This window comes from Actinoplanes sp. NPDC049668 (genome assembly GCF_044465445.1).
Classification (GTDB): domain Bacteria; phylum Actinomycetota; class Actinomycetes; order Mycobacteriales; family Micromonosporaceae; genus Actinoplanes.
The window spans coordinates 270,812-297,503 of the sequence record NZ_JBITLR010000007.1 but is presented as its reverse complement, the minus strand read 5'-3'; the positions used below and the strand labels follow the sequence as shown (position 1 = coordinate 297,503).

Annotated in this window: 23 protein-coding genes, 1 tRNA gene and 2 pseudogenes; 12 read left to right on the top strand and 14 right to left on the bottom strand. The window is 70.1% G+C overall.

The window, feature by feature from the left end; genetic code table 11:
• The first annotated feature begins 103 nt into the window (after positions 1–103).
• Entirely contained in the window at positions 104–508 is a 405-nt protein-coding gene (locus tag ACIBSW_RS29525; protein ID WP_354724456.1) for a VOC family protein, read from the top strand.
• 786 nt (positions 509–1,294) lie between these two features.
• Here ACIBSW_RS29525 and ACIBSW_RS29520 read toward each other — a convergent pair.
• From ACIBSW_RS29520 to ACIBSW_RS29505, 4 genes are all read right to left on the bottom strand, one after another.
• Positions 1,295–1,669 (bottom strand): hypothetical protein, encoded by a 375-nt coding sequence (locus tag ACIBSW_RS29520; RefSeq protein WP_354724454.1) that lies wholly within the window; start codon positions 1,667–1,669, stop codon positions 1,295–1,297.
• 73 nt (positions 1,670–1,742) lie between these two features.
• Positions 1,743–2,648: a tetratricopeptide repeat protein gene (locus ACIBSW_RS29515; protein ID WP_354724452.1), complete on the bottom strand. Its 906-nt coding sequence runs from the start codon at positions 2,646–2,648 to the stop codon at positions 1,743–1,745.
• Positions 2,623–4,188, bottom strand: coding sequence for an NB-ARC domain-containing protein (locus ACIBSW_RS29510; protein WP_354724450.1), 1,566 nt, complete (start codon positions 4,186–4,188; stop codon positions 2,623–2,625). The genes ACIBSW_RS29515 and ACIBSW_RS29510 overlap by 26 nt, the downstream gene beginning before the upstream one ends.
• A 294-nt stretch (positions 4,189–4,482) precedes the next feature.
• Positions 4,483–5,229 carry a HAMP domain-containing sensor histidine kinase gene (locus ACIBSW_RS29505; protein WP_354724448.1) on the bottom strand — a complete coding sequence of 249 codons (747 nt, stop codon included), beginning with the start codon at positions 5,227–5,229 and terminating at the stop codon, positions 4,483–4,485.
• A gap of 177 nt (positions 5,230–5,406) precedes the next feature.
• Here ACIBSW_RS29505 and ACIBSW_RS29500 point away from each other — a divergent pair, with 177 nt between their 5' ends.
• Together ACIBSW_RS29500 and ACIBSW_RS29495 are read left to right on the top strand one after the other, a co-directional pair.
• On the top strand, positions 5,407–8,562 hold the full coding sequence (locus ACIBSW_RS29500; RefSeq protein ID WP_354724446.1) for an AAA family ATPase: 3,156 nt from the start codon (positions 5,407–5,409) through the stop codon (positions 8,560–8,562).
• Positions 8,559–9,575: a hypothetical protein gene (locus tag ACIBSW_RS29495; RefSeq protein WP_354724444.1), complete on the top strand. Its 1,017-nt coding sequence runs from the start codon at positions 8,559–8,561 to the stop codon at positions 9,573–9,575. Before ACIBSW_RS29500 ends, ACIBSW_RS29495 begins: the two co-directional genes overlap by 4 nt.
• Positions 9,576–9,611: 36 nt before the next feature.
• Here ACIBSW_RS29495 and ACIBSW_RS29490 read toward each other — a convergent pair whose 3' ends face one another.
• The 5 genes and pseudogenes from ACIBSW_RS29490 to ACIBSW_RS29470 all read right to left on the bottom strand — a co-directional run bounded on the left by ACIBSW_RS29490 (position 9,612) and on the right by ACIBSW_RS29470 (position 13,975).
• Positions 9,612–9,782: a hypothetical protein gene (locus tag ACIBSW_RS29490; protein ID WP_354724442.1), complete on the bottom strand. Its 171-nt coding sequence runs from the start codon at positions 9,780–9,782 to the stop codon at positions 9,612–9,614.
• A 1,473-nt stretch (positions 9,783–11,255) separates the two neighbouring features.
• Positions 11,256–11,441 (bottom strand): hypothetical protein, encoded by a 186-nt coding sequence (locus ACIBSW_RS29485; RefSeq protein ID WP_354724440.1) that lies wholly within the window; start codon positions 11,439–11,441, stop codon positions 11,256–11,258.
• A 438-nt stretch (positions 11,442–11,879) separates the two neighbouring features.
• A complete protein-coding gene (locus tag ACIBSW_RS29480; protein ID WP_404799509.1) occupies positions 11,880–12,437 on the bottom strand; it encodes an META domain-containing protein in 558 nt (185 codons plus the stop codon).
• 205 nt (positions 12,438–12,642) lie between these two features.
• Positions 12,643–13,023 (bottom strand): annotated as a pseudogene (locus tag ACIBSW_RS29475) (transposase); the annotation flags it as partial.
• A gap of 151 nt (positions 13,024–13,174) precedes the next feature.
• Positions 13,175–13,975: a DUF4253 domain-containing protein gene (locus tag ACIBSW_RS29470; protein ID WP_354724436.1), complete on the bottom strand. Its 801-nt coding sequence runs from the start codon at positions 13,973–13,975 to the stop codon at positions 13,175–13,177.
• A 731-nt stretch (positions 13,976–14,706) separates the two neighbouring features.
• Here ACIBSW_RS29470 and ACIBSW_RS29465 point away from each other — a divergent pair.
• The 3 genes and pseudogenes from ACIBSW_RS29465 to ACIBSW_RS29455 form a co-directional block, all read left to right on the top strand.
• Positions 14,707–15,225, top strand: a complete 519-nt coding sequence (locus ACIBSW_RS29465; RefSeq protein WP_354724434.1) for a 2'-5' RNA ligase family protein — start codon at positions 14,707–14,709, stop codon at positions 15,223–15,225.
• Between the two features lie 389 nt (positions 15,226–15,614).
• Positions 15,615–15,917 carry a hypothetical protein gene (locus tag ACIBSW_RS29460; protein ID WP_354724432.1) on the top strand — a complete coding sequence of 101 codons (303 nt, stop codon included), beginning with the start codon at positions 15,615–15,617 and terminating at the stop codon, positions 15,915–15,917.
• Between the two features lie 273 nt (positions 15,918–16,190).
• Positions 16,191–16,409: pseudogene (locus tag ACIBSW_RS29455) on the top strand (ankyrin repeat domain-containing protein); the annotation flags it as partial.
• Between the two features lie 347 nt (positions 16,410–16,756).
• Here the strand turns inward: ACIBSW_RS29455 and ACIBSW_RS29450 are convergent.
• Positions 16,757–16,828, bottom strand: a tRNA-Val gene (locus tag ACIBSW_RS29450).
• A gap of 59 nt (positions 16,829–16,887) precedes the next feature.
• Positions 16,888–17,295 (bottom strand): TIGR02611 family protein, encoded by a 408-nt coding sequence (locus tag ACIBSW_RS29445; protein WP_354724430.1) that lies wholly within the window; start codon positions 17,293–17,295, stop codon positions 16,888–16,890.
• Between the two features lie 335 nt (positions 17,296–17,630).
• Here ACIBSW_RS29445 and ACIBSW_RS29440 point away from each other — a divergent pair, with 335 nt between their 5' ends.
• The 4 genes from ACIBSW_RS29440 (at position 17,631) to ACIBSW_RS29425 (ending at position 20,033) form a co-directional block, all read left to right on the top strand.
• Positions 17,631–18,062: an SsgA family sporulation/cell division regulator gene (locus ACIBSW_RS29440; RefSeq protein ID WP_020514863.1), complete on the top strand. Its 432-nt coding sequence runs from the start codon at positions 17,631–17,633 to the stop codon at positions 18,060–18,062.
• Positions 18,063–18,436: 374 nt separating this feature from the next.
• Positions 18,437–19,264, top strand: a complete 828-nt coding sequence (locus ACIBSW_RS29435; protein ID WP_354722086.1) for a helix-turn-helix domain-containing protein — start codon at positions 18,437–18,439, stop codon at positions 19,262–19,264.
• Between the two features lie 72 nt (positions 19,265–19,336).
• The gene (locus tag ACIBSW_RS29430) at positions 19,337–19,792 is read left to right on the top strand and encodes an Rrf2 family transcriptional regulator (protein ID WP_184991065.1); all 456 of its coding nucleotides are present in this window, start codon (positions 19,337–19,339) and stop codon (positions 19,790–19,792) included.
• A 67-nt stretch (positions 19,793–19,859) separates the two neighbouring features.
• Positions 19,860–20,033 carry a DUF4236 domain-containing protein gene (locus ACIBSW_RS29425; protein ID WP_354722082.1) on the top strand — a complete coding sequence of 58 codons (174 nt, stop codon included), beginning with the start codon at positions 19,860–19,862 and terminating at the stop codon, positions 20,031–20,033.
• A gap of 4 nt (positions 20,034–20,037) precedes the next feature.
• Here ACIBSW_RS29425 and ACIBSW_RS29420 read toward each other — a convergent pair whose 3' ends face one another.
• Positions 20,038–20,958 carry a hypothetical protein gene (locus tag ACIBSW_RS29420; RefSeq protein WP_354722081.1) on the bottom strand — a complete coding sequence of 307 codons (921 nt, stop codon included), beginning with the start codon at positions 20,956–20,958 and terminating at the stop codon, positions 20,038–20,040.
• A gap of 94 nt (positions 20,959–21,052) precedes the next feature.
• On the opposite strand from ACIBSW_RS29420, the gene ACIBSW_RS29415 reads away from it, so the two are divergent.
• Both ACIBSW_RS29415 and ACIBSW_RS29410 read left to right on the top strand, forming a co-directional pair.
• The gene (locus ACIBSW_RS29415; protein WP_354722080.1) at positions 21,053–22,750 is read left to right on the top strand and encodes a fibronectin type III domain-containing protein; all 1,698 of its coding nucleotides are present in this window, start codon (positions 21,053–21,055) and stop codon (positions 22,748–22,750) included.
• A gap of 97 nt (positions 22,751–22,847) precedes the next feature.
• The gene (locus tag ACIBSW_RS29410; RefSeq protein WP_354722079.1) at positions 22,848–24,434 is read left to right on the top strand and encodes a diguanylate cyclase; all 1,587 of its coding nucleotides are present in this window, start codon (positions 22,848–22,850) and stop codon (positions 24,432–24,434) included.
• Here ACIBSW_RS29410 and ACIBSW_RS29405 read toward each other — a convergent pair.
• Together ACIBSW_RS29405 and ACIBSW_RS29400 are read right to left on the bottom strand one after the other, a co-directional pair.
• Complete coding sequence (locus ACIBSW_RS29405; RefSeq protein ID WP_354722078.1) at positions 24,431–25,210, bottom strand: endonuclease/exonuclease/phosphatase family protein; 780 nt, start codon at positions 25,208–25,210, stop codon at positions 24,431–24,433. The two genes, ACIBSW_RS29410 and ACIBSW_RS29405, sit on opposite strands and share 4 nt — an antisense overlap.
• Entirely contained in the window at positions 25,207–26,691 is a 1,485-nt protein-coding gene (locus tag ACIBSW_RS29400; RefSeq protein ID WP_354722077.1) for a phosphatase PAP2 family protein, read from the bottom strand. The genes ACIBSW_RS29405 and ACIBSW_RS29400 overlap by 4 nt, the downstream gene beginning before the upstream one ends.
• Between the last annotated feature and the right edge of the window lies 1 nt (position 26,692).

The following is a 26,692-nucleotide window of genomic DNA, read 5'->3' as shown; positions in this document are numbered from 1 at the left end:
CGTGGAGGACCGCTGAGGCATACCTGAGGACACGCGCAGATCTTGACCTCCAGTCTGGTTCAGGTTGCATGGTGATCATCGACTGAGAGAACGGAGTCACTCGATGATCCGCCCAACGGCAGCGATCCGCCTTGCTCGCCCCAGTGGTGACCTAGCGGCCGCTGAACGCTTCTACACGCGCGGGCTCGAATTGCAGGTGCTCTGCCGCGTGGCAGCCGAGTCCCCTGACGAGCATGACCTGGTCATCGTTGGCTGGCCACAAGCATCGTGGCATCTCGAACTCGTCGGAGGGCCGAACCTGAAGGTCGCGCCCTCACCGACAGCCGAAGACCTGCTCGTGCTGTATCTGTCCGCGCCGGTCGACGAGTCCTTGGTCGCCAAGCTTGAGCAGGCCGGCGGCCGGCGGGTCGCCCAAGGTGCGTACTGGGACCGGTGGGGTGTCACGGTCGAGGACCCGGATGGGTATCGCCTGGTGCTGTCCAGCCGCGCCTGGTCCAACACAACGTAGCCCGCACCCGCAGCGCCACCCGGGTTCCTCGCCGAGCAGGCGATCCGCGACCATCTGACGCAGCCCTACCCGCCACTGCTTGACTCTTACGCACGTGGGACATCCAGGCGCACCCGAACCAGCGAGGCCCAACCGAACGGGCTAAGCGCAACCGAACGGGCTAAGCGCAACCGAACCAGCTAGGCGCAACCACCGCAACGCGGGGCTTCCGGGGGCTCGGCCCCGGAGCAGAAATGACGAGCGCCCCCGGCCCGCGCACTCCGCGGACAGGGGGCACCCCAAAGCTCGTGGGCGATACTGGGATCGAACCAGTGACCTCTCCGGTGTGAAAGTGGTCCCACCACGCGGCTGACCAGCCAAAACGGAGATCCGCCCTGGTGAGAGGACGCCACCCGACACCGCTGAACGCTGTTCGACGCCGCCCGGCGCTATCCGTGACAACCCCACCTGCTCCCCATCGATCACCCGTTCAGGGGAGCAACGCCACACGACCCCAGCCCCGAACGCCGAATTCACCGCCGCAGCGCTCCCCACCACCCACAACAACGGCCAACGAACAGCACAAACACCCTCGATGGGAGGACCAAGGCCGCTCCCCCAAGCGTGGCACCTCGAGCCCATGTCCGAAGAGACCCGGCCAGACCCACGAGGCCGACTCCCACAGAACACCGGCAAGGCGCCCGGCGGGGAGCGATTCTGGGAGCGCATCTCCGCCGATGACGGCCCAAAGGCCCTTCCTACTACCGCACTGCTCCCTCAGCAGCGAAGCATCCGCCGGCCCCGCCGTCACCGACCGTAGCCACGACGAATCGCCCAGGCCATGATCACGTTAACGCATTGCCGAGTTGAGCGCGCCCGAGCGCGCCGAGACCGCCGTCGAGTTCGCTGCCGGTACCAGACGGCGATCAGGATGCGAAAGCGACGACAACAGCTAACGAATCCGGCCAATGCTCCCCGCGCGAGAGCGGCGGCCAGCGGGCTCGCGCGGATCCAGAGAGCCAGCACGCCGCACCCGACCAGCCACCAGAAAAGGAACACGGCGGCGGCGAACAGCCCCAGTTCCGAATGCGTCTCCGCGTCGCTACCGGTCAAGCCCCGGCCCTGCAGCAGTAGCAGCATCGCGAGGAGAGCCTGGGGCAGCGATCCCAGGAAGCCGAGCACCCACGACCGACGTGAGCCTGCTCGTCGGCCGCAGTGACCAACTCGGCCGGGCCCGCACCCTAGGGCTCTGGGCTCAGTCAGGCTGCGTCCACGACGGGCTTCCTTGTCCTGTGTCGCTGGTCCGTTGGCGCCAGTATGCCAGGCTGCGGCGGGTGGCGCGGCTGTCCCGGTGGTCCGGGCCGTACACGCGTACCCGGTCGGCCAGCAACTGTTCGTATGCGGCGGCGGCCTCGGCCGGATGTCCTGCCTCGCCCTGCCACCAGGCGAGGTTGTGGCGGGTGTCCAGGGTGTCCGGGTGGTCTGGGCCTTGCACCCGAACCCGGTCAACCAACAACTGCTGCAACGCCACGACGGCTCCCACCTCGTCCCCCGTCTTACCCCGCCACCAGGCGAGACTGTGGCGGGCGTCCAGGGTGTCCGGGTGGTCAGCACCGAGCACCCGCACGCGGTCAGCCACCAACTGCTGAAACGCCACGACGGCCCCCGCCGCTTCCCCCGCCGCACCTCGCCACCAAGCGAGATTATGGCGGGTAGCCAGGGTTCCCGGGTGGTCCGGGCCTTGCACCCGCACCCGGTCAGCCAGCACCTGCTCCAATGCCACGGCCGCTCCGGCCGCATCTCCCGCCGCACCTCGCCACCAGGCGAGACTGTGGCCGGTGTCCAGGGTGTCTGGATGGTCAGGGCCAAGCACCCGCACATGGTCAGCAAACACCTGCTCCAACGCCGCGGCAGCCCCGGCCGGATTCCCCACCTCCCCACGCCACCAGGCGAAACTGTGGCGGGCGTCCAGGGTGCGCGGGTGGTCTGGGCCGTATACCCGCACCCGGTCGGCCACCAGCTGCTGGTAGGCGGCGGCGGCCCCGGCCGCATCTCCCACCTCACCTCGCCACCGGGCGAGAGTGTGGCGGGCGTCCAGGGTGTCTGGATGGTCGGGGCCGAGCACTCTTGCCTGGTCAACCAGCAACTGCTCTAACGCCACGACGGCCCCCGCCGCGTCCCCGGCCGCACCCCGCCACCGGGCGACACCGTAGCGGGCGCCCAGGGTACACGGATGATCCGGGCCACACACCCGCACAGTCGGCGTGCAGTTGGTGGAAGTGGTCGCGGGCGGCGTTGACCTGTCCGGTCTCGCCGAGGCTGTCGCCGGTGCGGAACAAGACGGGGTGGGCGCCGTCCGCGCCGTCAGCGGTGGTCCACAGGAGGTGGCCGGCGTGCTGGTACAGGACAGTGGTGTTGGCGCGGAGCGGCTGGGCGGTGCCGGCGTCGGGTTCACGGTCAGGCCAGAGCTGGCCCAGGGCGTCAGCGGCGGTGTGCGCGGCGGTCGTCAGCCGGTCGGTGTCGAGTTGGTCGCGGGTGGCGCGTTGGACCAGGGCGTGCACACGGACGGTGCCGCTGTCGGGGTCGTGGGTGATCAGGTGCAGTCGATGCAGGTTGCGTAACCCGTCGCTGATCTCCTCGGTGGTGATGTCGTGACCGAGGACCGTGGTGAGGTGGGCGACGACGGCGTCGGTGGTGAACAGTGCGGCGGGGATGCCGTTGGGGTTCAGCAGCGCGGCGATATCGAGCAGCGGACGGGCGAGGCCGTGCGGTGGTTGGCTGTTGGCGGCGTCGACCGACATTGACCAGGTAGCCGCGACGGTGGGCTGGTAGTCATCGGGTCGCGCGTCGGCCGGCGGTGCGAGACCGTCCAGGGTTTCGCGGCGGCTGGCCAGGCGCTGTCGGTAGACAGCGCAGCCGATGCCGCGGTCGCGGATGAACGCGGCTGCCTGCGCGACGGCGAGGGGTAGGTAGCCGAGGTCCGCGGCGAGGGCTTGAACGTCGGCGTGCTGCCCTGCCGGGGCCTCGGTAGCGTTGGCGAGGTAGTCGGTGGCCTCGATCGGGGTGAACAGGTCCACCGTGATCAACGTACGGCCGTCGGTGTGCAGGATCGGGTCGCGCCGGCGGGTGGTGATCACGGTACGACCGTGGGGGCTGTCCGGTGGCCACAACCCGCTGGCGTCGGCGGGGACGTCGAGGTTGTCCAGCACGATCAGCCATCGCTGCTCGGTGTGTTCCAGCCAGTTCAGCAGCCGCGCGGCAGCGGCCTGCGGATCCACATCGGCGCCGGCCGCATGCACGGCTTGGGCGGCTTCGGTGTAGGCGGCGATGATCGCGTCCCGGCTCGACGCGGTGACCCACACCAGGACGTCGAGCTCGCCGGCGGCGTCGAGGCGCCGGGCGTACTGGGCGGCCAGTTGAGTCTTGCCGACGCCGCCGAGGCCGGACAGGACCTGCGTCAGCACCGCGGTGCGTCCGGCCCGGGCCGCACGGGCGAGATCGATACGAGTGTGACGGTCCTGGAACCACGCCGCCTGCCGGGGCATCCTGCCGACCCGCACCACACTGCTGCCGGGTCGGCGGCCCTTGGTGTCGGCGGTGCGCTGGGCGGACCTGTCCGCCTCGACTCCCTCAGCGTAAAAGTGAACCCGCGCCTGCTCACGGTCGTTGGCCTTCAACGCCCGCGCGATCCGCACCGCCACGTCCGGACCCGGCGCGGTCTTACCCGCGAAGATCTCACTGAGATGCCCGACCGACACCCCGGACACGCCGTGGATCTTCCTCAGTGACGGCTCGCCGGCCCGGCTCCGTAACTCCAGCAGCAGATCATGCAACCGGCGATGATCACCCACCGGCGCACCTAACGCGGTGCCCGGCCGGCCACCGCGCGTGTCCACGACATGAGTGTAGAGATCTTGGCGCTGGTGTTCGGGATGTTCGCTACCCGCCGCGCCACCAGGACATCTCGTCCGAAGCCACGCGCCAGGCCGTCTCCGTCATTTGGTGGGAGTCAGCGTCGGGATGGTGATCCGGAAGCGGCTTCCGCCGCCAGAGTTTTCCGTTGCCTCGATGTGGCCGTTGTGGCGTTCGATGATGCGGTGGCAGATGGCCAGGCCGAGGCCGGTGCCGGGGTAGCCGCCGCTGTTGGTGCAGCGGTGGAACGCGTCGAAGATCTTTGGCCGGTCTGCATCGGGGATGCCGATGCCGTGGTCGGCTACCTCGATGCGAGTGCTCCCGTCGGGCAGCGTCCGGGCGGAGATTTCAATCTGGGGTGTCTCGCCGGCCCGGGTGTACTTGATGGCGTTGCCGACCAGGTTGTCCACCACGTGACGCAGCAGCGTGCCATCGGCTACCACGGTCGGCAGGGTGCCGTTCACGGTGATGCGGGCGGTGTCGGGGCTGGTGAGGTGTTCGGCGACGACGTCGCTGACGATCTCTTCCAGTGACGATGGGGCCAGGTTCAGGTTGTGGTCGGCCTTGGCGTAGTCGAGCAGATCCTTGGTCAGCCGGCTCATCCGGGCCAGGCCGCGTTCGATGATGGCGAGATCGCGCTGGAAGTCCTCGCCCAGGGTGCCGGCGTAGTCGGCCCGGAGCATCTCGACATGCGCGGCGACGCTGGCCAGCGGGTTCTTCAGGTCGTGGGAGGCCATGGTCATCAAGGCGCGCAGCTCCGATTCACGCTGGTTCGGCAGCGTGCCGGGTGCCGGCGCTGCCGTTCGGCGTGCTGTCGTCTGGGCTTGCATGGTGTCCTCCAGCGGTTCGTGTCGGTGACACCAGCTGACCGCGGGGCGGAGGTGTTCACCGGGGTGCGGTGAACACCTGTTGAGCGTTGCGGGTGTGGCCTGGGACTGCGCGCCCTGGGTGGTACGGGCTTGGCGAACAGGCCGAACACCCGGCGCCGAGATCGTTAGCCTGAACAGGTGAGCACGCGGGGCGACCAAACGCTCCCGTCCGGCGGCGGCCTGGTCGGTGATCAGCGCCGGTTGCATGACCTGCTGACCGAACTACGCCAGCGCCGCGGCGGGCCGTCGCTGCGGAAGATCAACGGTGTGTCGGGTGTGTCGGTCGGGCACCTGAGCCAGATCTTCGCGGGTAAGACCGCTCCGGGACCCGACGTAGCGGTGAAGATCGCGCAGGCGTTGCAGGCCACCGACCGGGAACAGGCGAGGGCGCGGTTCCTGGCCGAGAGCGTCGAGGCAGACCGGTCCGCGCAGCGCGCCGGTGACAGCCGCCGCGAGCGCCGGCCGGGTTGGAAGGGCTGCCCGTATCTCGGGCTCCCGCCGTTCGAGGAACACCATGCCCGGGTCTTCTACGGCCGGCGGGCGTTGACCGGTCGGCTGCTCGATCGGCTTCGCAGGCATCCGGGCGACGCCGGTGTGCTGCTGGTATTGGGTCCGTCTGGGGCGGGAAAGTCGTCGCTGTTACGGGCAGGGCTGATGGGGTCACTGGCCCAGGACGCCCTAATGCCGGGTTGTCAGTTCTGGCCCCGGCGGGTAATCACTCCAACCGGCGACCCGATCCGACACCTGGCTGTGCACCTCGCCGAGTTGGCCGGCACCGACGCGATCACCACCTACGAGAGCCTGAAGACCAGCCCTGAGCAGGCACACCTGCTGGTCGGACAGGTACTGGCCGCCGCTGGTCACCCCCGCCTGATCCTGGTGGTCGACCAACTGGAGGAGCTGTTCACGTTGAGCGGGGACCCCGCCGACCAACAACGGTTCCTGACCGCACTGCACAGCATGGCCACCCGCCTGCCCGCGCCCGACGGCCGACCCGGCGCACTGATCGTCGCCGGCATCCGCGGCGACTTTGTCGATCAGTGCATGGCCTATCCGACAATGCGTCAGGCCGCCGAGGCCGGGGTGTTCGCCGTCGGCGCGATGAGCGAGTCCGAGCTCCGCGAGGCTGTCACCGGACCCGCCGCCGAAACCGGCGTCCGGGTACCCGACGACCTGTGCGCGGCGATCCTCGACGACCTTCGCGCGCGCAACCTCCCCACCGGCTACGACAGCGGCGTCCTCCCGCTGCTGTCGCAAGCCATGTTCGTCATGTGGGAGGCCGGCAAGCTCACCCTCGACGGATACCACCACGCCGGCGGTGTCGCCGACATCGTGCGCACCAGCGCCGAACAGGTCTACGACACACTCGACGCCGACCAGCAGGACCTCACCCGCCGCCTCTTTCTGCACCTGACCACAGTGACCGAGGGTAAACCCACCCGCCGCCCAAGCACCCGCAATATCCTGCGTACCGCGACCGGCAGCGACCTGGTCGACCCCGTCATCGAGGCGTTCGCCAGCCGGCGCCTGATCACCGTCGCCGAGAACGGCCTGGTTACCATCGCTCATGAGGAGCTGCTTCGGTCCTGGGACCGGCTCCGTGACTGGCTGCAGCCCAGCCTCACCGACCAGGCCTTGCGCCGCACCCTCGCCGAGGATGTGCACACCTGGCAGCACCACCGCCGCGACTCCTCCTACCTCTATTCTGGCGCCCGCCTCGTCGCCGCCGACGACGCCGTCCAGCGCTGGACCGACGACCCCGGCCGGCAGCTCGCGATCGATGCGGTGACCAGCGAATTCCTCCAGGCCAGTGGCCGCCGCTCCCGCCGCAGGCGACGTGTCTACCAAGCCGTCGCCGCAGCCATGGCGATGCTCCTGGTGCTGGCCATCAATAACGCGATCCGCGTGGACCGCCAGCACGCCGTCGCGCAATCCCGCCAGCTTGCCGCGCTGAGCCGCGCCACCAGTGGCACCGATCGCATCGCCGCGGAGCGACTCGCCACCACGGCGCTCACGATCGCCGGCACCGACGAGGCGTTCGACGCCGTCGGTCCGCTGCTCGCCGACCATCGCAGCGTCCTGCCCGGCGACGCAGGGACCGCGACGTTCAGCCCGGAAGGCAAACTTCTGCTGGCGACCGCCGATCCGGACGGGACGGTGCGGGTGTGGGATCCGCAGACCGGTCTCCTGGCTGGCGCGCCCCTGGCCGCCTACGGCGATCCCCGCCATAGGCGACCAGGGGTGACCTTCGGCCCCCGCCGCCCCATCCTGTTCAGCCCGGACGGGAAGCTGCTGGCTACCGCCGGCCAGGACGGGATGGTGCGCCTCTGGGACCCCCTGGCGGGACGGGTGACCGTCACCCTGCCGGTGGACGCCTGGGAGCTGACGTTCGCCCCGGACGGGAATCGGCTGGTCACCGTAGGCGCCGAGGGCCCGGTCCTGCTCTGGGATCCACAGACCGGAAAGAAGGTCGGGGCCGCTCTGACTGAGGTGTCGGCGGCGTTCAGCCCGAAAGGCCGGCGGCTGGCGACCGGCGCCAAGGACGGAACGGTGCAGCTGCGCGATCCCGACGACGGGCGGGCGATCGGCAAGCCACTGACCGGCCACACCGGCGTGGTGCACAAGTTGCTGTTCAGTCCTGACGGCAGGACCCTCGCCACAAGCAGTGACGACGAGACGGTGCAGTTGTGGGATGCGCGAACCGGTGGCCCAGTCGGTCCGCCGTTGCAGGGTCGCTTCTCGATCCGGCCGGGAGTGGTCGACGTGATGGATTTCAACCCGGCCGGGACCGTGCTCGCCACCAGCGATGTCGGAGGTGCTGTCCGGTTGTGGGACGCGCGGAGGGGGCGTTCGCTCGGCTCCCCCCTGGCGGTGACCGGGGAAGCGCCGCCAATCGCCATCAGCCCCGACGGCGAGCTGATCGCCGTCGGCGGCTTCGACGGCGTGGTGCAGTTGTGGGATCTGGAGACGCGACGACCGGTCGACAGACGGATGAGCGCGAATCCCAAGACGATCCGGGCGGTCGAGTTCAGCCCGGACGGGAGCATGCTGGCCACCTCCGGTGAGGACCAGGCGGTACGGCTATGGGATCCAGACACCGGGCAGCCGTTCGTGACACCGCTAGCCGGGACCGCAAATATCGAATTCAGTGCGGATGGGCGGCTACTGGCGACGGTAGACGAGGGCGGGAAGGTTTGGATCAGGGACCCGACTACCGGACACCCGCTCGGCGGCCCGTTACCTGCAAAGGCGACAAAAATGTCGCATATTTCAGTCCGGACGGGAAGCTGTTGATCATCAACGGCCCACGAGGCACCGTGCGCGTGTGGGATCCACACACGAGACGTCCGATCGATGTGCCGACCGAGACGGCCAAGGTCGCTTTCAGCCCGGACGGGAAGCTGCTGGCCACCCTCGACAAATACGGGACCGGACAGGTATGGGACCGTGCTACCGGGCGCCCCGTCGGTGCAGCTCTGCCCGGACCGAACGATCTCGCCCACTTTGGTCCGAATGGAACACTGATCACCGGCAGCTCTCAGGGACCCACAGTGCGGTGGTGGAACGCACGCACCGGGCGCCCGTCCGGCGCGCCGCTTGCCGGGTCCATGCCGGTCGCGTTCGCCCCGGACGACAAGCGGATGATCACCCAGGGCAAAGACGGCCTGCGGCTACGGGACTCCGCCACCGGACGGCCGATCGGAGAACCGATCGGTGAGCCGGGCGACAAGATTCGGGATGCCGAGTTCAGCCGGGATTCGAAGATGCTCGCCGTGAGCTTGTTCCCCTACATGGGCGACGACAACGGGATCATGCCGTTGTGGGATCCGGCGACTGGGCGCCAGGTCGGTACGCTGCCGGCCGAGGAGGACGATACGGACATCACCTTCAGCTCGGACGGCCAACGGTTGGTCATCCTTTACCGGCCGTTTTTTGCGATGCTGTGGGACCCGCAAACGCAAAAACAGGTCGGCCCGGACCTGGCCGAGGCGACAGCAGCCCAGTTCAGCCCGGACAGCAGGCTGCTGGCGACCAGTGCTTCGGACGGAACGGTACGACTGCGGAACTCCGCCACCGGACACCCGATCGGAACCCCGCTCACCGGCAGCCTTGAGGACGCATCCGAGGTGACGTTCAGCCCTGACAGCAAAGTGCTGGCCCGCGTGGATGATGCCGGAGTGGCGCGGCTGTGGGACGTTCCGTTCCAGCAAGACCCGCTCGCCTACCTGTGCGGCCGGGTCGGCGGCTTGACAGAGGACGAATGGCTCACCTACGCGCCGAACGAACGAGTCGTCAAAGCCTGCTGATCGTCCGGCAGCGCGGTTACCGCCTCCGGGGCCGTATCAGCGACTTCCAGTCACGCCAGCGAAGTGGGCCAGGGCCAGCAGCATGACGGTCGAGGTGGCGAAGGCACCGCCGGCGGTGAAGATGTCCGCGCCGCCGGCGCGGGTGATCAGAGCGGCGGCGAGTTCTGCGGCGTCCGCGCGGCGTGATGACTGTCGGCGTTCGACCACACCACATGGAGTGGCGGCCCTGCTCCCGAGATCCTCGAACAGCTCGGCACCGGGCCGGACCACAACCGTCCCCCTAAGCTCCGTGATCATGGCCGAATCACGCCTCGTAGAGCGCACGCACACCTGGCCGCGCGGCAGGTCACCGAACCTGATCGCCCACGGCGTTACCGGGGGCGGGGACCAATGGCGTTACCGGGGGCGGGGACCAATGGCGTTACCGGGGGCGGGGAAAGGTTCAGGACCCACACAGATAAATATAGAACCCTTACTAGCGTTTCCACAGCCCAGGGCTCTGCATTGGTGCGCCGGCGGGGAATCGGACCCCGGGCCCTCCGTTATCGACCAACGCCCGACCTGGCTTGTCACTGATCGTCGAAACTGGGCACTGAACTGCTCAGACACCGCCATGTGATGATCAATGCTAGTCACTGTTGGTGGACGCCTGCGACTGGTTTTCGGGGGGTAAACGGGGGCGTCCCGGCGTTCCCTACGGGCGGGCTGTTAGCGCAGGTTGGTGCCCCGCCGGGGGCACTTACTAAACCTGCTGATCATTGACACCGAGCTGGCCACGACGAGCAACCGAGCACGCATCACCTTCGGCCTCACCCAGGGTCTGGACATCACGACCGTCGTCATCGGCCACTGGCCACACGGCCCGGCGCCCTCCGTCTCCGACGATGGGAGGCTCAGCTCGAAGCCGGTGGACCGGAACCGGCAATGCAACTCGCCGTCCTCGACGTCGCCGCTACCTGCGATCTCCTCAACACCGCGCGAGAGGCCCACACCGGTCAAGCCGCAACCACCAGCAAACCTGCCCCGCCGGCACCTGTGTCCCCGCCTATGTGACGCTTTCCTTCGCAACCGGACACCTCATCCGCCACCCGGAACACCACCTCCTGCATCACCCTCGCCACCACCGGCAACGGCGTCCACCACGACCCACCGCGAACGCTTCTCCTAAACGAACGGTTCTATTGCACCTTCGGTGGTGACGCATCGTGATGTCAGCCACGGAGGCTGCGGTGGCGGAGAAGCCTGCAGCGAACAGCAGCCCCTCCTGCCGCCGAGTGGCACCCAGTCGGCGCCCGAAACGCTCGATAGAGCACTCCGGTCATGAGGGAGAGGTCATGGGAGCCGACGTAGTAAAGCGATCACGCCGTTCAGTGCCGTTGAGCTGCGTAGACGCACTCTTCGACGCTGTTGGACGCTGTTTGTGGAGCGCTCCTGTGTAAAAGTGGTCCACCCAAGCCGCTGACCAGTAGAAATGCAGATCGGCCCTGCTGAGACGACGTTGCCCGACGCTGCTGAACGGCGCTCGACGCCGTTCGGCGCTGCCAGTGACAACCCCGTCTGCTCCCCGCCAATCATCGGCTTTTGGGGAGCAGCACAGCACGGCGCGGCCCGAAACGCCGAATCCATCGCCCCAGCGCTCCCACAGGCAACCGGAACAGCCTCTGACCAGCTCAAACATGCTCAGTGGCAGGGAGCGCACTTCGGCAGCCGCCAGAGACCGCAGTACTCGGGCTTCCAGTCCGCGCCGAACTCCACCTCGCGGATGTACTGCGCCTGCGGCGCCTCGTCGTCTCGCGGCGGCCAGTCCCGGTACGGCAAGGAGGCGATCCGCCACGCGACGATCAGGAGGACCCAGGGGGCGAGCACCGCGTCCCGGCGGCGGTAGGAACCTTCGGAGCGAGCCAGACCACGAATGGAACCGCCAGGAGCCAGGCGGCCAGGCCGCCAAGGCGGCTGCTGCCCGTGGCGTCCTGCACGGCCAGGCTCAGCGTGCTCTCAGAGCCGACGATCGCGAGGTCGAGCAACCCGGCGAGCAGCACTCGGACAGGGGGCTTCCGCGGCGGCCTGAGCGGGTTAAGCATGATCGCCAGCCTAGGAGCTGACAGGCCAGTCACGGACCGGCAGCGCGTACCTGGGGCCGCCACGAACGGCGCCAGCAGTAAGCTTCGCTGCCAGTCTGACCTGGCCTTTCGTACATCTCACCTCAGCTAGCCATGGAGTGTTTCCGCCTTCCCCCGACGACTCCAGAGATCCTGCCTCCTCGGCTCCGGAGCATGTACGGAGAGGGCCCGGCTGTCGGCGTGTTTACTTTCCGGCCGGTCCGGTTCGGACGAAGGTGAGCCGCACCCCGCTGGCCTGGATAGTCAGGTGTTCGCGGTCCGCTGACAGGACAGTGACGTGCGCGGCCTGCCCGTCCACGGCCATCATCATCGCGTCGATCCCGGTGATGGCTGCTAGTTGGACGGGGTCGTTCTCGACGTATCCGGCAAGCGTGGATGCCGCTTCGGTGATGTCGAAGCCGATGCCGGTGGTGCCGAAGGTCCCGCTGATCGCGTTGCCGCCGTCGGAGGCGACGTACCTGCCGTCGGCCGCCAGCTCAAGCCATGCGTCGACTGATTCGGGGATCTCGGTAGTGCCACGGGCGTCCGCCACGTCGGTCAGACGCCAGTGGCTGCCTACATAGCCGACACTGACGACGCCAGGTGAGGCAGGCGGCAGTGACGCGACGGCACGCGGACCAGGCCCATCCTGTTGGCCTCCAGCCCTTACGCCGCCAACGGCAACGACTGCGAGGGCGCCGACGGCAACGAGGACCAGGACGGTCCGGCGGGTCCGCCACCTGGGCGGAGGAATGCCGGCCACGTCATCATCAGGCACGATTGCCGCTCCACCACTCGCAAAGTCTGCTCACGCGGCGGACGGTAGGCGGTGATCAACATCTTCGCCTCCCCCAGCCCAGCAGACCTCACTTCCAAACGGGGGACGGGTCTGCGCCAGAACCGGACAGGGACGACGGCGGTGTGTTTCGCCTCCCTGGACGACGCCAGAGTTACTGACTCCACGAGCGCGACGCCACCCAAACCAGGAACGCCCCGACCTGGGCATTCTCGATCCGCCCGGCAGTGCCGGTGTACTGACGTTGCACGCCGACAGAATGCACGCCCTTCTTCAGATCCCCTGTCTCGTCGACCACGAGGACACCATCGGGGTCACCGAGCCGGTCCACGACGACCTGCCGCACGTCGTCACGGACCGCGTCGGCGTCCCCCTTTGCCCGGTACAGCAACCTTTGCATCGCGTCCGGCCGGCCATGCCCGGCCTGCTCCGCCAGCTGCCAGCACGTCTTGTTTTCCAGGTCGGCGAGCAGGCCGGTGACGAACCCGGCGGCCGCCCGCCGGGGTTCGACCTTTGCGAACCGGCCCGCGAACGAGCTGGTCACCAGGTCGATGGTTCGCCGCCACCGGGCAGGCTCTACGCTGTGGCACTCGGCCACCGCAAGGTCTGATGTTGTGTCCACAACGCACAGACGACCATGCGGTGGCCGTCCCCGTTCCCGCGGGATCCGAGGTCACCTCACGAACGGCGGCTGCCGTACTAGGTCAATCCCACCAGAACGTCCAGCGCGAGGCCGGCGCCTGCCGACTGGCCACGTCGTGCACGTCGCCGAGAGTTTGCGCCAGGTCGTAGCAGTAGGCGGACTGTTCGATCGCGCAGACCGCGGCGGAAAGCGGGTCGGTTGGCGGGCGCTCGACGGCGAGCTCCAGCGTGCCCTCGACCCGGCCGTAGAGCTGGGCACCCCATCGCCGCTCCCAGTGCTGCAGGACGAGGATGTGGTCCATGTACTCGAGATCAGGGTGGGACGGGCCGCCGCTCCAGTTGTTGATGATCGCAATGATCTCGGCGGGGACCAGGGCCAGGACCTCGTGCCCGGCCGCAGCCGGCACGAGCAGCACGTCGGTGGGCGGGTACACCCAGTCGGTGCCGCCGGAGTTCCGGGCCGGTGTCACGCCGAGGTCGCCGACCGCTGCGGCGACGCGGACCGGGTCGAAGTCGGCCTCGAACTCGAGGTAGAAAGGGTCTGTCGGCTCCATGCCCTTGACGCAGTCTTCCCAGACGGATCGAACGATCAGCGCCATCCGCTCGGCGGGGTCGATCCGCCGGGTCAGGGCGAGCAGTTCGGCGCCCTGGGGCCCCACGGAGGTCCAGGCATACGAGCACTCGGCGGCGCCGTGAGCTGTCGAGCCGAGCACCGGCCAGAGGCCGTTGCGGCTGTGCTCCGCGCGCAGGGCCCGCCAGACCCGGTCGTGCTCACCGGGTGGGAACGAGCCGCTCACCAGCGGCACACCAGTCACCGTCTCCGCCCGCTGGATCTTGGACAACCGGCTCAGCACACTCTCCACGGCGCCGCAGCCTACGCGGGTGGTCCGCGATCAAGGACGCGGAGACCGGAAGCCAGCCGATACGCCAGGCATGGTCGAGCAGGTCACGCAACCGCAGCCTGAAGTCGCCGCACCAGCATCCGACTCTGCCGCGAAGTGTTGCGGTCGGCTGCTCGGCTGGCGCACTCGTGCCGCGGCCGCCCGCAACCGCATCGCGTCGGTAGTCGCCGACGGCGGTTGCTCCGCGGACGCCGGACAGCGGCGCCGTCACGAGAGGCCGGCAGTCGAAGACCGGCCCAGAATGCACCTGCGTCCGCGAGCCCGACCGTCGCGGCCAGCCACAAGGTCATGGCCATGCCGTGGCTCGCGATGACCAGCGGTCGCTGTTCAGCCTGAGCAGTCCAGAACCTCACCCCGGCGGCGAACGGGCCACTACCTGATCGCGGGGCTCACAGCTGGGGAAGTCCGTTCCGGTTACGTACGCGCGTCGGCGCGCCCGGAATCGCCCCGAATGGCTCATCGCGGATGACCTCGTTTAACCGTTCGTCGGCGTGTACCGAGCCGGCCGGCTCCAACGTCTGCCGGGCCTTCGGCTCCTGGCTCGCGATCAGCACGGCACCGGCCGGCAACCACCAGCCTTTGGGCAGGAGGGTTGGACTTCGCTGCCTCTCGAGCACCAGCCCGGGGCACCGGACCGAGGCCGGCGGGTAAACCGTGGGCGCGGCCCGGCGCGGTGCCGCTACGGTGTCGTCGTGGTCGCGGCTCTCGAACTGTATCTGGACGTCGACGCGACGCGGAGGCTCCGCACGCTGTGGCACGCGCTGGAGGCCGAGGGCGTGCAGACGCTGGCCTCGCTGCTTGCCGAGCGCCACCGCCCGCACGTGTCGCTGGCGGCGGCGCCCCGGCTGGACCCGGTGCCGATCGCGGCCGCGCTGGCGGGCCTCGACCTCGGCGTCGGGCTGACGCTTGACCTGGACTTCGTCGGCCAGTTCGTGGGCCGCGTGCTGTGGCTGGGCGTCACCCCCACCGCGGAGCTGCTCGCGGTGCACCGGGCGGTGCACGAGCGCCTGACCGCGGCCGGGATCGAGGTGTGGGATCACTACCGGCCGGGCCGGTGGGTGCCGCACTGCACGGTCAGCATGCGGGTGCCCAACCCGCTGCTCGGTGCGGCGCTGCGTCGCTGCCTGGAGATCCTTCCGGTGCGGGCGACGGTGACCGCGGCGTCCGTGACTGATCACGCGAACGAAATCGCGCACACCCTCGCCCGGTGAGCACGGATTGGCGGCCCCCGTCCGTGGTTGGGCACGTCGCCGCGTTCCGGTCGCTGACCGACGCCGTGATCCGTGCGTTCAATCCAACGACCGAACCGGCTCACGTCCGGGCGAAGGCTCAGGAGCTTGGCTACCCACTGGCGGTGGCCGCCGGAGCCGTTGAGGAAGACCTGGGGTCCTCGCCGACCCCGTAGATGCATGATCCGCAGCCGATCGAACCCCGGTCTCGATCAGCGGCCGGCCCTCTGAGTATGCCTGGCGTGCTGAACTGCCGATGAGCGGACGCTGATCGGCTGGCGTCAATGGGCCTACAGAAGTGCGGTTGGTTCGAGGTTGGTTCGTCGTGTCCGCGCCGAACGGCGACTGACCACCGTCTATGCTCGTCGATCATGCACGAATCTGGCTCCTCAACTCCCTCCGACGTGCAGGTCAAGCCCGGAACGGGTGCCGCCCGCCGCGATGCCCGAGACCGGATCATCGGCCTGCTCAGCGTGCTCTTTTTAGGGATGTGGACGGTCATTTTCGGCGTGGCGACCATCCTCATGGTGGCCATCGTCGCGGTCGGTGCTGACAACCTCGCCAAGACGATCCTCATGGCTGCCGTGTGTGCCGCGTTCTCCGTCTTCAATGGCTGGCGACTTCGCCGTCCGCTGCGCCGGCTGCGCGGGATCCGGAGTCCACAGGCCTTCTGAAGAGTTCGAATGCGAGCTCGATGATTCACCGGTGACGGCTGCCGGTTCGGCCGAGGAACGCGTTGCTGGCTGCATCTCCGTGCGCGCGAGAGTATCGCTAGCGTCGGAGGTGCCGATGAGGCGCAGGACTACCGGCGCGAACGTGACATGATCCTGCGCGGGACGAGCGAGCGGAAGAGGTCGGCCGACGGTTGATCGTTTCGGGCGTGGCCCCTTGCACTACGCGGCGTTGGAGAACGACGTTGCGGCAATCCAACGGAATGTCGATGCACGCGTCGATGCGAACGCGGAGGACAGCAGCGCTTCCGGCCGCTACACCTGGCCGCACTGCAACACTCTGTCGAGGCAGCGATTGCCCTGCTCAAAGCTGGTGCCGAAGTCGACGCAGTAGATCAGCACGGTAACACCGCTCTGTTCCTGGCCGTGTTCTACGCACGCAGCGACGCACGATCATCACCACGCCGCGTGAGCACGGAGCGGATCCGTTCGTGACGAGTACCCACGGTCAGACGCCAGTGGGACTGGCGCGCTTCATCGCCAACTACTCGGTGGCGGTTTTCTTCGATGCGCACCATACGGCGCTACCCAGCACGGCACCTGACCACTCCGCAATCAGGTTGTGGTCACGGGAGCAACGACAGGAGTGGTCACCGCCGTACGACGACCCTGACAGCCCTTCAGCGCTGTCGAACGCTGCTCGAGATCCCGGTCAGCGAGCTTCCTCGAAAGTGGTCTCTTCAGGAGTCAAGGCGCCGCTCCCAATCTGCTCCCACAAGCATGACAAAACGCCCGGCCTCGTGGATCACAAGACCGAGCGTCTTCGCAGCTAGCAGTACTCGTGGGCGATACTGGGATCGAACCAGTGACCTCTCCGGTGTGAACGGAGCGCTCTCCCGCTGAGCTAATCGCCCTTAACGGAGTCAGACTGTACCGGACCCACGGCCGCTGACGCGAACCAGGGTCCGGCGCGTCAGCTCCCGTTCACGTAGCCCCAGATCACCGACGCCAGGTCGACGTCCATGGTGAGCTTGACCGACGTCCACACCACCGTGCAGATGAAGATGCAGCCGACCAGGCCGATCAGCGCGCGCAGGGGCAGCGACTGCGCGAGCACCCACCGGGTCCAGGCCTGTACGTGCTTCTTGGTGAAGTGCAGCAGGTGCTTGGCCCAGACGAATTCGACGGCCCAGATCGCGAGGCCCAGGATCACGATGGCCCAGCCGGGGCCCGGGAACGGGATCAGCACGATGCCCACGGCGACCACGAGGCCGCCGAGGATTCCGATACCGATCTTGAGGGCGAGCCGGCCGGAGGGATTGGCCCGGATTCGGTCGAGCAGGCCGAGAGGTGAGCGGTCCTCGGGCGGAGTTTCGGTCATGGGGTCGGTTTGGGACATCTCGTTCACTTTCGCGGCAAAGATCGCGTGCTCCCCGTCATTTCATCCCCCAGTGTTCCCCAGCCCCGTCACTACCCGGGAGGAATGGACGTTACCGGAGTGAGTCAACTGCTGGACCACCCGACGCCGGGCGGAACCGAGTACATGGGCAGAACAGGACAAGATACCGTTTAACGGCTCGTTCGGTGAGCTTATCGGAACCGTCTTCCCACTACTGGGTGAGATCAGCGTATGGCGGAGCGTAATGACAGGGATCACCTGAGTATGGGAAACGCGGGGTTCACCAGCCTCGCAGCGGTGCCGGGGGGAGTTCGTCCATGAGTACCATTCGTCCAACGACCGTCGAGGTCGAAACCTCGCTGCGGCTCGTAGCGCCAGACGCCACGGCTCTGCCCGTGCGCGCCAGTCTGCGGTACGACCCAGCCGACCCGTACGCGGTCCACGTGTTGTTCCACGCAGAATCAGCCGGTGGGGAAGCCGTTAGCTGGTCCTTCGCGCGGGAACTGCTCGTGACCGGGCTCGATGAGCCCGCTGGGATCGGGGACGTCCGGGTGTGGCCGTGGGCCACGCCGCGGGGCGACTTCGTCGCCCTGGCGCTGTCGTCACCCGACGGCAACGCCCTTTTCGAAGTGCCGCGCAGCGTCCTGGTCCGGTTCCTGCGGCGCACCTATGTGGTGGTGCCGCGTGGCCGGGAGTCCGAACACCTGGACGTGGACGCAGCGGTGAACCGGCTGCTCGCCGGTCGATAACGACAGGAATTGCCGGGGCGACCCGCGCGGACACTGCCGGTCCGCGCGGGTCGCCTTTTACATGCCGGAAAGCCGGGGCGATCAAACCAACAGGGTGAAAAACGGACATTCGACTGGCGTAAGCGGATTCCCGGACAGAAAGCGAATAGCGCCACCGAACACGCTTTATGTCTGATTTAGCCCTAATTACCGAGGTCTTCGGGCCATTAAAGTCCGCTCTCCGGGTTCTCACGTGCATCACTGGTCACGGCCCGCTACGGTCGGCCTCGATGGTCACCACCGGTCCGCGTGTCGACAGGCCCGCACCCGCCCCGAACTGGGCGGGCGTCGGAACCTGGACGCTGCCGGAGACCGACCTCGCGGTCGCGGACCCGATGCCGCGGCTGCTGCATCACCACCTGCTGGCCCTGACGACCGCGGGGCACGGCACTGTCGAGATCGACTTCTCCGCTCACCCCTGCCGGCCGGGCACCCTGCTCTGGATCCGTCCCGGTCAGGCGATGCGCTTCGGCGTCGAGCCGGGACTGGACGCGGCGCTGGTCTCCTGGGACCGCGAGCTGCTCTCGGCCGCGGAGGTCGCCGGCGTGCCGGTCGACGACCTGCCGGGGCCGAACCACTGGCAGCTGACCGGCGAGGACGCGGACGCGGTGATCAACGAGGTGGCCCAGCTCGGCGTCGACTGCGCCCGGCACTCCTCGGGGGTGGTCGCGGGCGCCCTGCTGCGTCATCAGCTCGCCGTCCTGCTGCTGCGGATCGCCCTGCTGACAGACTCCGCCGACGGGTTCGGCGGCACGAACACATCGGAGAGCCGGACGTACGCGCGGTTCCGCCGCGACCTCGAGGACGGCCACCCGCACACCCGGCGGGTCGAGGACTACGCGGCCCGGATCGGCTGCTCGGTCCGCACGCTGACCCGGGCCTGCCTCGCGGTCACCGGCCGCAGCGCGAAGCGCGTCGTCGACGACCGGGTGGCGCTCGAGGCGCAGCGCCTGCTGGCCTGCACGGACCTGTCCGTCGCCGAGATCGGACGGCGGCTCGGATTCGGCGAACCGACCAACTTCGGGCGCTTCTTCCACCGCGAGGTCGGGCTCAGCCCGGGCGCGTTCCGGACCGGCGCGGCGGCCCGGATGCCGGACCGGGTACCCGACGACGTGGCCGACATCGGGGCCCGGGTCCCCGCTCAGCGACTGGCTAATGACTGAAAGTAATGCCCGAATTCCCATATTTCCCGGGGTGCGCGAGGGCGACGGGCTTTGACGCGGCATGATGGTGGGGTGCAGATCTCCGCGCGCGGCGACTACGCGGTACGGGCGGCGCTGAGCTTGGCCCACGCCTACCCGGCCCTTATGTCCGCCCAGGCCGTTGCCCAGGACCAGAACATGCCTCGGAAGTTCCTCGAGGCGGTTCTCGCCGACCTGCGCCGCGCCGGGGTGGTCAGAGCTCAGCGCGGCGCCGAGGGCGGCTACACATTGTCGCAATCCCCACGCGACATCACGATCGGCCAGGTGTTACGGGCCGTCGACGGTCCACTCGCGGGAGTCCGCGGGTTGCGCCCCGAGGAGACCCAGTACTCCGGTGCGGCCGAGAACCTGCCGAACCTGTGGGTCGCCGTGCGGTCCGCCGTGCGCGAGGTCGTCGACGAGGTGAGCCTGGCCGAGCTGATCAGCGGCCGCATGCCGGCGCACGTCCGCAAGCTCACCACCCGGCCCGACGCCTGGCAGCCGCGCTAGCGCGTTTGCGGACATCGACGATCGGGAACCTTCCAGCCAACCGGCCATCCACGGAAGGACCTCACCGATGGGCATCATGTTCCGCAGTCGCAGGAAGTTCGGACCGCTGATCCTGAACTTCACCCAGCGGGGCTTCTCGTCCTGGTCCATCAAGATCGGGCGTTGGTCGTGGAACTCGCGCGCCCGGGCGCACCGCGTCGACCTGCCCGGTCCGCTGTCGTGGAAGCAGGACAAGTCCTGACCGCTTAGCCGGCGGCGATCACCACGTCGCCGCCGAGCCTGCCCTGCTCCGGCCGCCGGGTCACCGACCCGGCGGTCAGCAGTGCGTGCACCACCCTGGTCGCGTCCGCGGCCCGGTAGACGGTCTCAGTGAGCGCGAAGGTCCGCAACTCGGTCACCGTCGCCTCGCCCACCTCGGCGAGATGGCCGAGCAGTTCCCGGCGCAGCGGCCCGGGGTGCGGATTGAGCGAGATGTCGATCAGGTGCCGCTCCGGGTCGCCCGGATCGCGGTAGCGCACCCCCGCGTACTCGTCGACGGCCCAGAGCGTGTCCTTGAAGCCCTCCAGGCTCTTGCCCGCCGCGGTCGCGAAGATCAGCACCTCGCCGGGCCGCTCGTCCACGGCCAGCTCCACCGCGGCGACCAGCGGGAATCCCGCGTCGCGCAGCCCGGCCCGGTACTCGTCCGCGGCGAAGCCCTCGGCGCGCAGCACGATGATCACCTCCGCCGGCCGGCCCGCGGCCAGCGCCGCGACGGTGGCCGCGGCCGGCGGCACGCCCACGGCGGTCGCATCGAGAAAACCCAGCAACGGTACGCGGGCAGCGCCGGCCGCCTTCAGCGCGACGGCGAGGGCGGCGTCGGTGCCGCCGGCGACGGCGTGCACGCTCAGGCCCGCCGCCGCGTCGGCGCCCCGCTGCACCGCGGCCAGCCGCTCGCCGACCTCGGCGGTCTGCTCACCGACCGCCACCATGGTCAGTTCCCGGCCTCTGACCAGGTCGGACTGTTCGGCGAACACGCGCAGCGCCGCCTCGGCCAGGTCCGGACCGGCGTCGGCGTATCCGTGCGCGTAGGTCGCGCGGCGGGCCCGGTGCAGCGCGGCCGGTGCCCACGCCTCGATGTGCCGGACGAGGATCTCGCGCTTGACGTCGGCGACGCTGTCAGCGGTCATAAACGAGTTATACGGCGTCCGGGACGCGCAGGTGGGACCGGGTCCACGCGCGGAGGGACTTGTACCTAGGGTGTCTGAACAGACACTATGAGGCGTGGCACCTCCGCTCGCCGAACTGACCGCCCGAGCACAGACGCTCAGCTCCGCAGGCGACCTCGCCGGTGCCCGGGACGTGCTCGCCGACGTGCTCGATCCGGCCGACGTCGACCCGCAGCGCGCCTCCCCCGACCTCGCGCTGGCCGCGGCGCTGCAGGCCCGCATCCTGATCGCCCTCGGCGATCCGCACGGCGCGCGGACCTGGGCCGGCTTCGCGCACGCCGCGGAGGAGCGCCTGCACGGCCCGCACGACGAGCGCACGGTAGCCGCGGCGGCCACCCACGCCGCCGTCCTGCACCGGGTGGGCAACCACGGCCGGGCGGCCCAGCTCTACCACGACCTCGTCGGCGAGCTGACCGCATTGGACGGCAGCCTGTCGCCGCGGGTGCTGGCCGCCGAGGCCGACCTGGCCACCGCCGAGCACGCGGCGGGTCACTGCACCGCCGCCCGCATCCGGCTCGCCGACGCCTGGGCCCGGCACCACGAGACGTACGGCGACGCGGCCCCGGCCGGGATCAAGATGCTGGCCCGGCTCGGCGCGATGGAGCGGGAGTGCGGCCACGACCGCGACGCGCAGGCCCATCTCGCGCAGGCGCAGGAGCTGTGCGCCCGCCACCTGCCGCCCGACCACGCGCTCGCCCAGCAGGTCGCCCGGCTCGCCGGGGCGCCGGCCACCGGTCGGCACGTGTGCGGCCGGGTGCAGAGCTCCACCGGGCCGGTCTCCGGCGGCCCGGCGTCCGGCGTGACCCGAGTGCCGGCCACGACCGTCCCGGGCGTGCACCCGGTGCGCCGGCCCGCGCCCGGCGACCTGACCGGCCGGCACGCCCGCCCGGAACCGGCCCTCACACTGCCGCTGACCTCGCCGCCGCCGGAGCAGGCGCCCGCCGAGCCGGCGGTCGCCGAACCGGCCGCCTACGAGCAGGCGATCGCCGAGCAGGCCGTCTACGAGCAGGCGATCCACCAGCCCGCCGCCCGTGAGCCGGTCGGTGACGTGACCCACCAGCCGTCGGCCGGGCGACAGGGCGAGGCCTTCGGGCAGGTGCCGGAACAGGGCGGGCCGACCGAGCCACTGCCGCCGCAGGCCTGGACCGTCGAGCCGCCCGGCCCCTGGCCGCCCGACTCCTTCCCGCCCGACGCCTACCCGCCCGACGCCTACCCGCCGGGACCGAGACTGCCCCGGCAGCCCCTCGACAGGGCCGCACCGGAGACCGACCGCCGTCTGCCCGTACCGGTGGAGAAGCCCCGCCCGCGCGCCTCCCGGCAGTCGCTGATCCTGGCCGCGGTGCTCGTCGCGGGGATCGCGGTCGCGGCCGCGGTCGTGGTCGCGACGCTGCCGGACGACGGACCGCAGGCCGCGCCACCGGCCGCCGCCACCTCCTCGGCGCCGCCGGCCCCGGCCAGCTCCGCGCCGTCGCCGACCAGCACCGTGGTGGCGCCGGCCGGGGTGACGCTGAAGGACAACCGGGACAGCGTGTCGCTCTCCTGGCGCTACCCGAAGGGCTCGGAGGGGCCGGTACTGATCTCCGGCGGCCGAACCGGGCAGGAGCAGCGCGCCTTCCAGCAGCTCCCGGCGGGCACCACCGACTACGTCGTGTACGGGCTGAACAAGCAGCTCGACTACTGCTTCACCATCGCCGTGGTCTACACGGTCGACCAGGTCGCCGCCTCCAAGCCGGTCTGCACCAGGCGCAACTAACCGATTCGCAACTGGCGGACCCTCAGCATTCAGCGTGGGTGCCCGATCGGGAACTTGCAAAGGACCCGCCGGGACCCATGGGGAAAGCAGGACGCCAGTGACGACGGAGGCGACAACAGCGGTCGACGCCGTGGTCGCGGACGACCTCGCGGCGCTCGAGGCGACCCTGGTCGAGCTCGAGGCGCGCCCGCCGTCGCTGTTCCGCACCACGGCCGCGCCCGCCGCCGTCGTCGAGCGCCGGGCCACCGAGCTGGGCGACGAGGAGCTGGCCATGCGCGCCCGGCTGCTGCGCGCCATCGTCCTGGTCCGCGACGGCAAGTCCGAGCAGGGCGGCCGCTGGGCGCACCAGGTGCTCGCCTGGTCCCAGCAGCACGGCAACCCGTTCCTGCTGGCCCGCGCGCACCGGGCGCTGTCGTTCTTCTACCGGCAGATCGGCGACCTATCCGAGGCACTCACCCACGCCGTGCAGGCCGTGGCCAACCTCACCGACGACGCGCCGCGGGTCGTCCGGGCCCGGCACCTGATGGCGCTCGCGGTGGCGCTGGACGAGAGCGGCTCGACCGAGGAGGGCGACCGGCGCTTCCGCGAGGCGCTCGCCCTCGCCTCGGCCGAGAACGACCTCGAGCTCGCCCTCAACATCCTGAACAACATGGCCTTCACGGCGTACGAGAACAACGACGAGGCCGGCGCCCGGGAGCTGGTCGCGCAGATGCGGGCCGTGCAGGCGCGCGGCGGCCGGGCGTTCGGCACGCTGGAGCTCGACACGGTGGCCCGGATCGACATGATGAGCGGCAACTACGCGGCGGTCGAGGAGGCCCTGCACACGCTCGTCGACGGCGCGGAGTCCACCATCGTCGCCCTCGAGGGCGACACCATGGCGCTCTGCCTGCTCACCCTGGCGGAGGCGCGCCGGCTGGACCGGCGCTACGCCGGCGCCCAGGCCGCCGTGGACACCGCGGTGCGGCTCGCGGAGGAGCGCGGCCTTGATCGCGTACGGGCGCAGGCGCGCGAGGAGCAGGCGGCGCTGTACGCCGCCACCGGCCGCTTCCGCGAGGCGTACGAGGAGCACCGCGCGTTCCACTCGGCGGCGACCGCCCTGCACTCCACGCAGCGCGAGGCGCAGGCGCGGGCGCTGCAGGCGGTCTTCGAGGCGACCGAGGCGCGCCGCGCCAGCGAGCACTTCCGGGAGATGGCCCACCGCGACGCGCTGACCGGGCTCTACAACCGGCGTTACGTCAACGAGCGGCTGCCCGCGCTGATCGGCGAGGCCGTCGCCACGCGTACGCCGATCTCGGTGGCGCTGCTCGACCTGGACCACTTCAAGCGGGTCAACGACACGCTGTCGCACAGCACCGGCGACACGGTGCTGCAGAGCGTCGCCCAGCTCCTGTCGGAGTCGGTGAGCGGCGCGATGATCGCCGCGCGGATGGGCGGCGAGGAGTTCCTGCTGGTGCTGCCCGGCATGGACGCTCAGGAGGCGACCGAGCGCTGCGAGCGGCTGCGGCTGCGGATCCGAGCGCACGCCTGGGAGCCGATCACCGGCGCGCTGACCGTGACGACCAGCATCGGCGTGACCACCTCTGCCGAGGGCCGGGCCACCCCGTCGGCGCTACTGTCCCTGGCCGACCGCAACCTGTACGTGGCCAAGCGCGAGGGCCGCGACCGGGTCGTCGCCGACGCCTAGAGGGCCAGTTCTACGACCACCGGGTAGTGGTCGGAGGCGTACTCGGCCTCGTCGCCGCGGATCACCCGGACCCGGGTCGCGGCGGCCGCGATCGACGCGGTGCCGAGCAGGTAGTCGAGCCGCATCCCGGCGGCGGAGAACTCGCCGCCACCGCCGGCGGTGGTCGGCACGGTGAGCCCGTCGCCCTCCCCCGCCACCCGCCACAGGTCGACGAGGCCGCCGGCCTCGAACTCCGCGATCGCCCGGGTGTCGGCCGCGCCGTCCGGGCCGAGATGGCGGCGCCGGTAGTGCTCCGGCAGCCGGGCCAGCCGTTCGGCGTGGTCGGTGCCCGGGTCGAGCGAGTTGAGGTCGCCGGCGATCAGCACCGGCCCCCGCGCCGCGCGGCAGCGCGCCACCAGCCGGCGTGCCTCGCGGCTCCGGCGGCTCGGCGAGAACGGGTTCAGGTGGGTGCTGACCACCGTCACCGGCCCGGCCGCGGTCGGCGTGACCACCACCGCGGCGGCGTGGTGCAGCCGCCACCACAGCGCCGACCAGGAGACCATCCGCAGCGGCGGCCGGACCAGCACCGCCACCGGCTGGCCGAGGACCGAGCGGGCGAGGAACGGCGTCATGCCCAGGGCGCGGGCCACGTCCCGCATCCGGCCGCCGGGAAAGCCGCGCAGCTCCTGCAGGGCCAGGATGTCCGGCCGCTCCCGGCGCAGCAGGGCGAGCACGGCGTCGAGCCGGCCGCCGCTGCCACCGGTCTTGATGTTCCAGGTCAGGACTCGCAGCGTCACCGGGCGGGCACCTCGGCCGGCTCCCGGTCCGCGCTCGCGGGCGCGTCGTCGGCGTCACCGACGCCGGCGTTCGGCCGCAGCACGAACCAGAGCAGGGTGATCCAGCAGGCCGCCAGCACGCCCGCGCCCAGCATGTCGGTCGGGTGGTGCATGCCGCGGTACATCCGCGAGAGGGCGACGCCGAGCGGCATGACCACCGCCGCCGCCACGAAGAGCCAGCGCCACCAGGCCCGCACCCGCGGCACCACCAGCAGGGCGATGGCGGCGTACAGGCACATGGTCGCGGCGATGTGTCCGGAGGGGAACGACGACGTCGGCATCTGCCCGTCCAGCTGCTCGACCGGCGGCCGCGGGCGGCCGACGGCCGCGGCGGTGACCAGGAAGAGGCTCAGCTCGCCGAACATGGCCAGCACCACGAAGAGCACCGGCCGCCAGCTGCGCCACGCCGCCACCGCCAGCGGGCAGAAGACCAGCGAGACGGCAAGGATCAGGTGGGTGTCGCCGGCCTTGCTCCAGGCGTAGCTGAGGTCGTCCAGGGCGGGCGTCCGCAGGCTCTGCAGCCAGCGCACCGCGCCGACGTCGGCCGAGGAGATCCAGGTGCCGCCGGTGCGGTTGGTGATCGTCCAGCCGAGCACGTACAGCAGGCCGAAGGTGAACACCCAGCCGACGATCAGTTCCGCCGCGCCGGCCCAGGGGTGCGGCAGTACCTTCTCCCCGTCGGACGCCAGGGTCACGGCGTGGCCGGACTCCGGCTCCAGCCCCTGCTCGACCGGGCCGACGGGCCGGCCGACCTCGCGGCGCCAGACCCGGAACGCGTACGCGGTGACGCCGAGCCAGGCGGCGCCGAGCAGCCAGCCGGCGAGCACGTCGGAGACGAAGTGCACGCCGAGCGCGATCCGGGTGACGCCGATGAGGGCGATGACCGCCGCGGTGAGGCCGATGAAGAGCCGGCGCCGGCGCGGCGCGACGGCGGGCAGGAACACCAGCAGCAGGGCGCCGTAGACGACCATCGAGCCGAGCGCGTGGCCGCTCGGGAAGCTGTTGCCGGGCGCGGCGGCGACCGGCGCCTCGACGACCGGGCGCAGCCGGCCGACCAGGGTCTTCAGCGACGGGTCGAGCAGCAGCGCGCCGAGTCCGGTGACGGCCAGGTAGATCGCGAGCCGGATGCGCCGGCGGATCAGCAGCACCACCACGACGACCGCGACGAGCCAGATCATGATCGGCCGGCCGCCGAGCCGCGCGACGGCCTCGAGCACGGTGACGGCCGGCGGGTACGGGGCGACCAGGCCGTTCAGGCCGTCCGCCACGGCCCGGTCGAGCCGCTCCAGCGGCTCCCAGCGCAGCCGAACCAGCAGCAGGAGCAGGCCGAAGCCGAGCCCGATCAGAACCACCGCCGACAGGCCGAGCACGCTGCGCTCGGTGAAGTGGCGTGCCGGCGCCCAGCCGGTTCGCCGGTGGACCGTGCCGTGCTCGGTGGACATC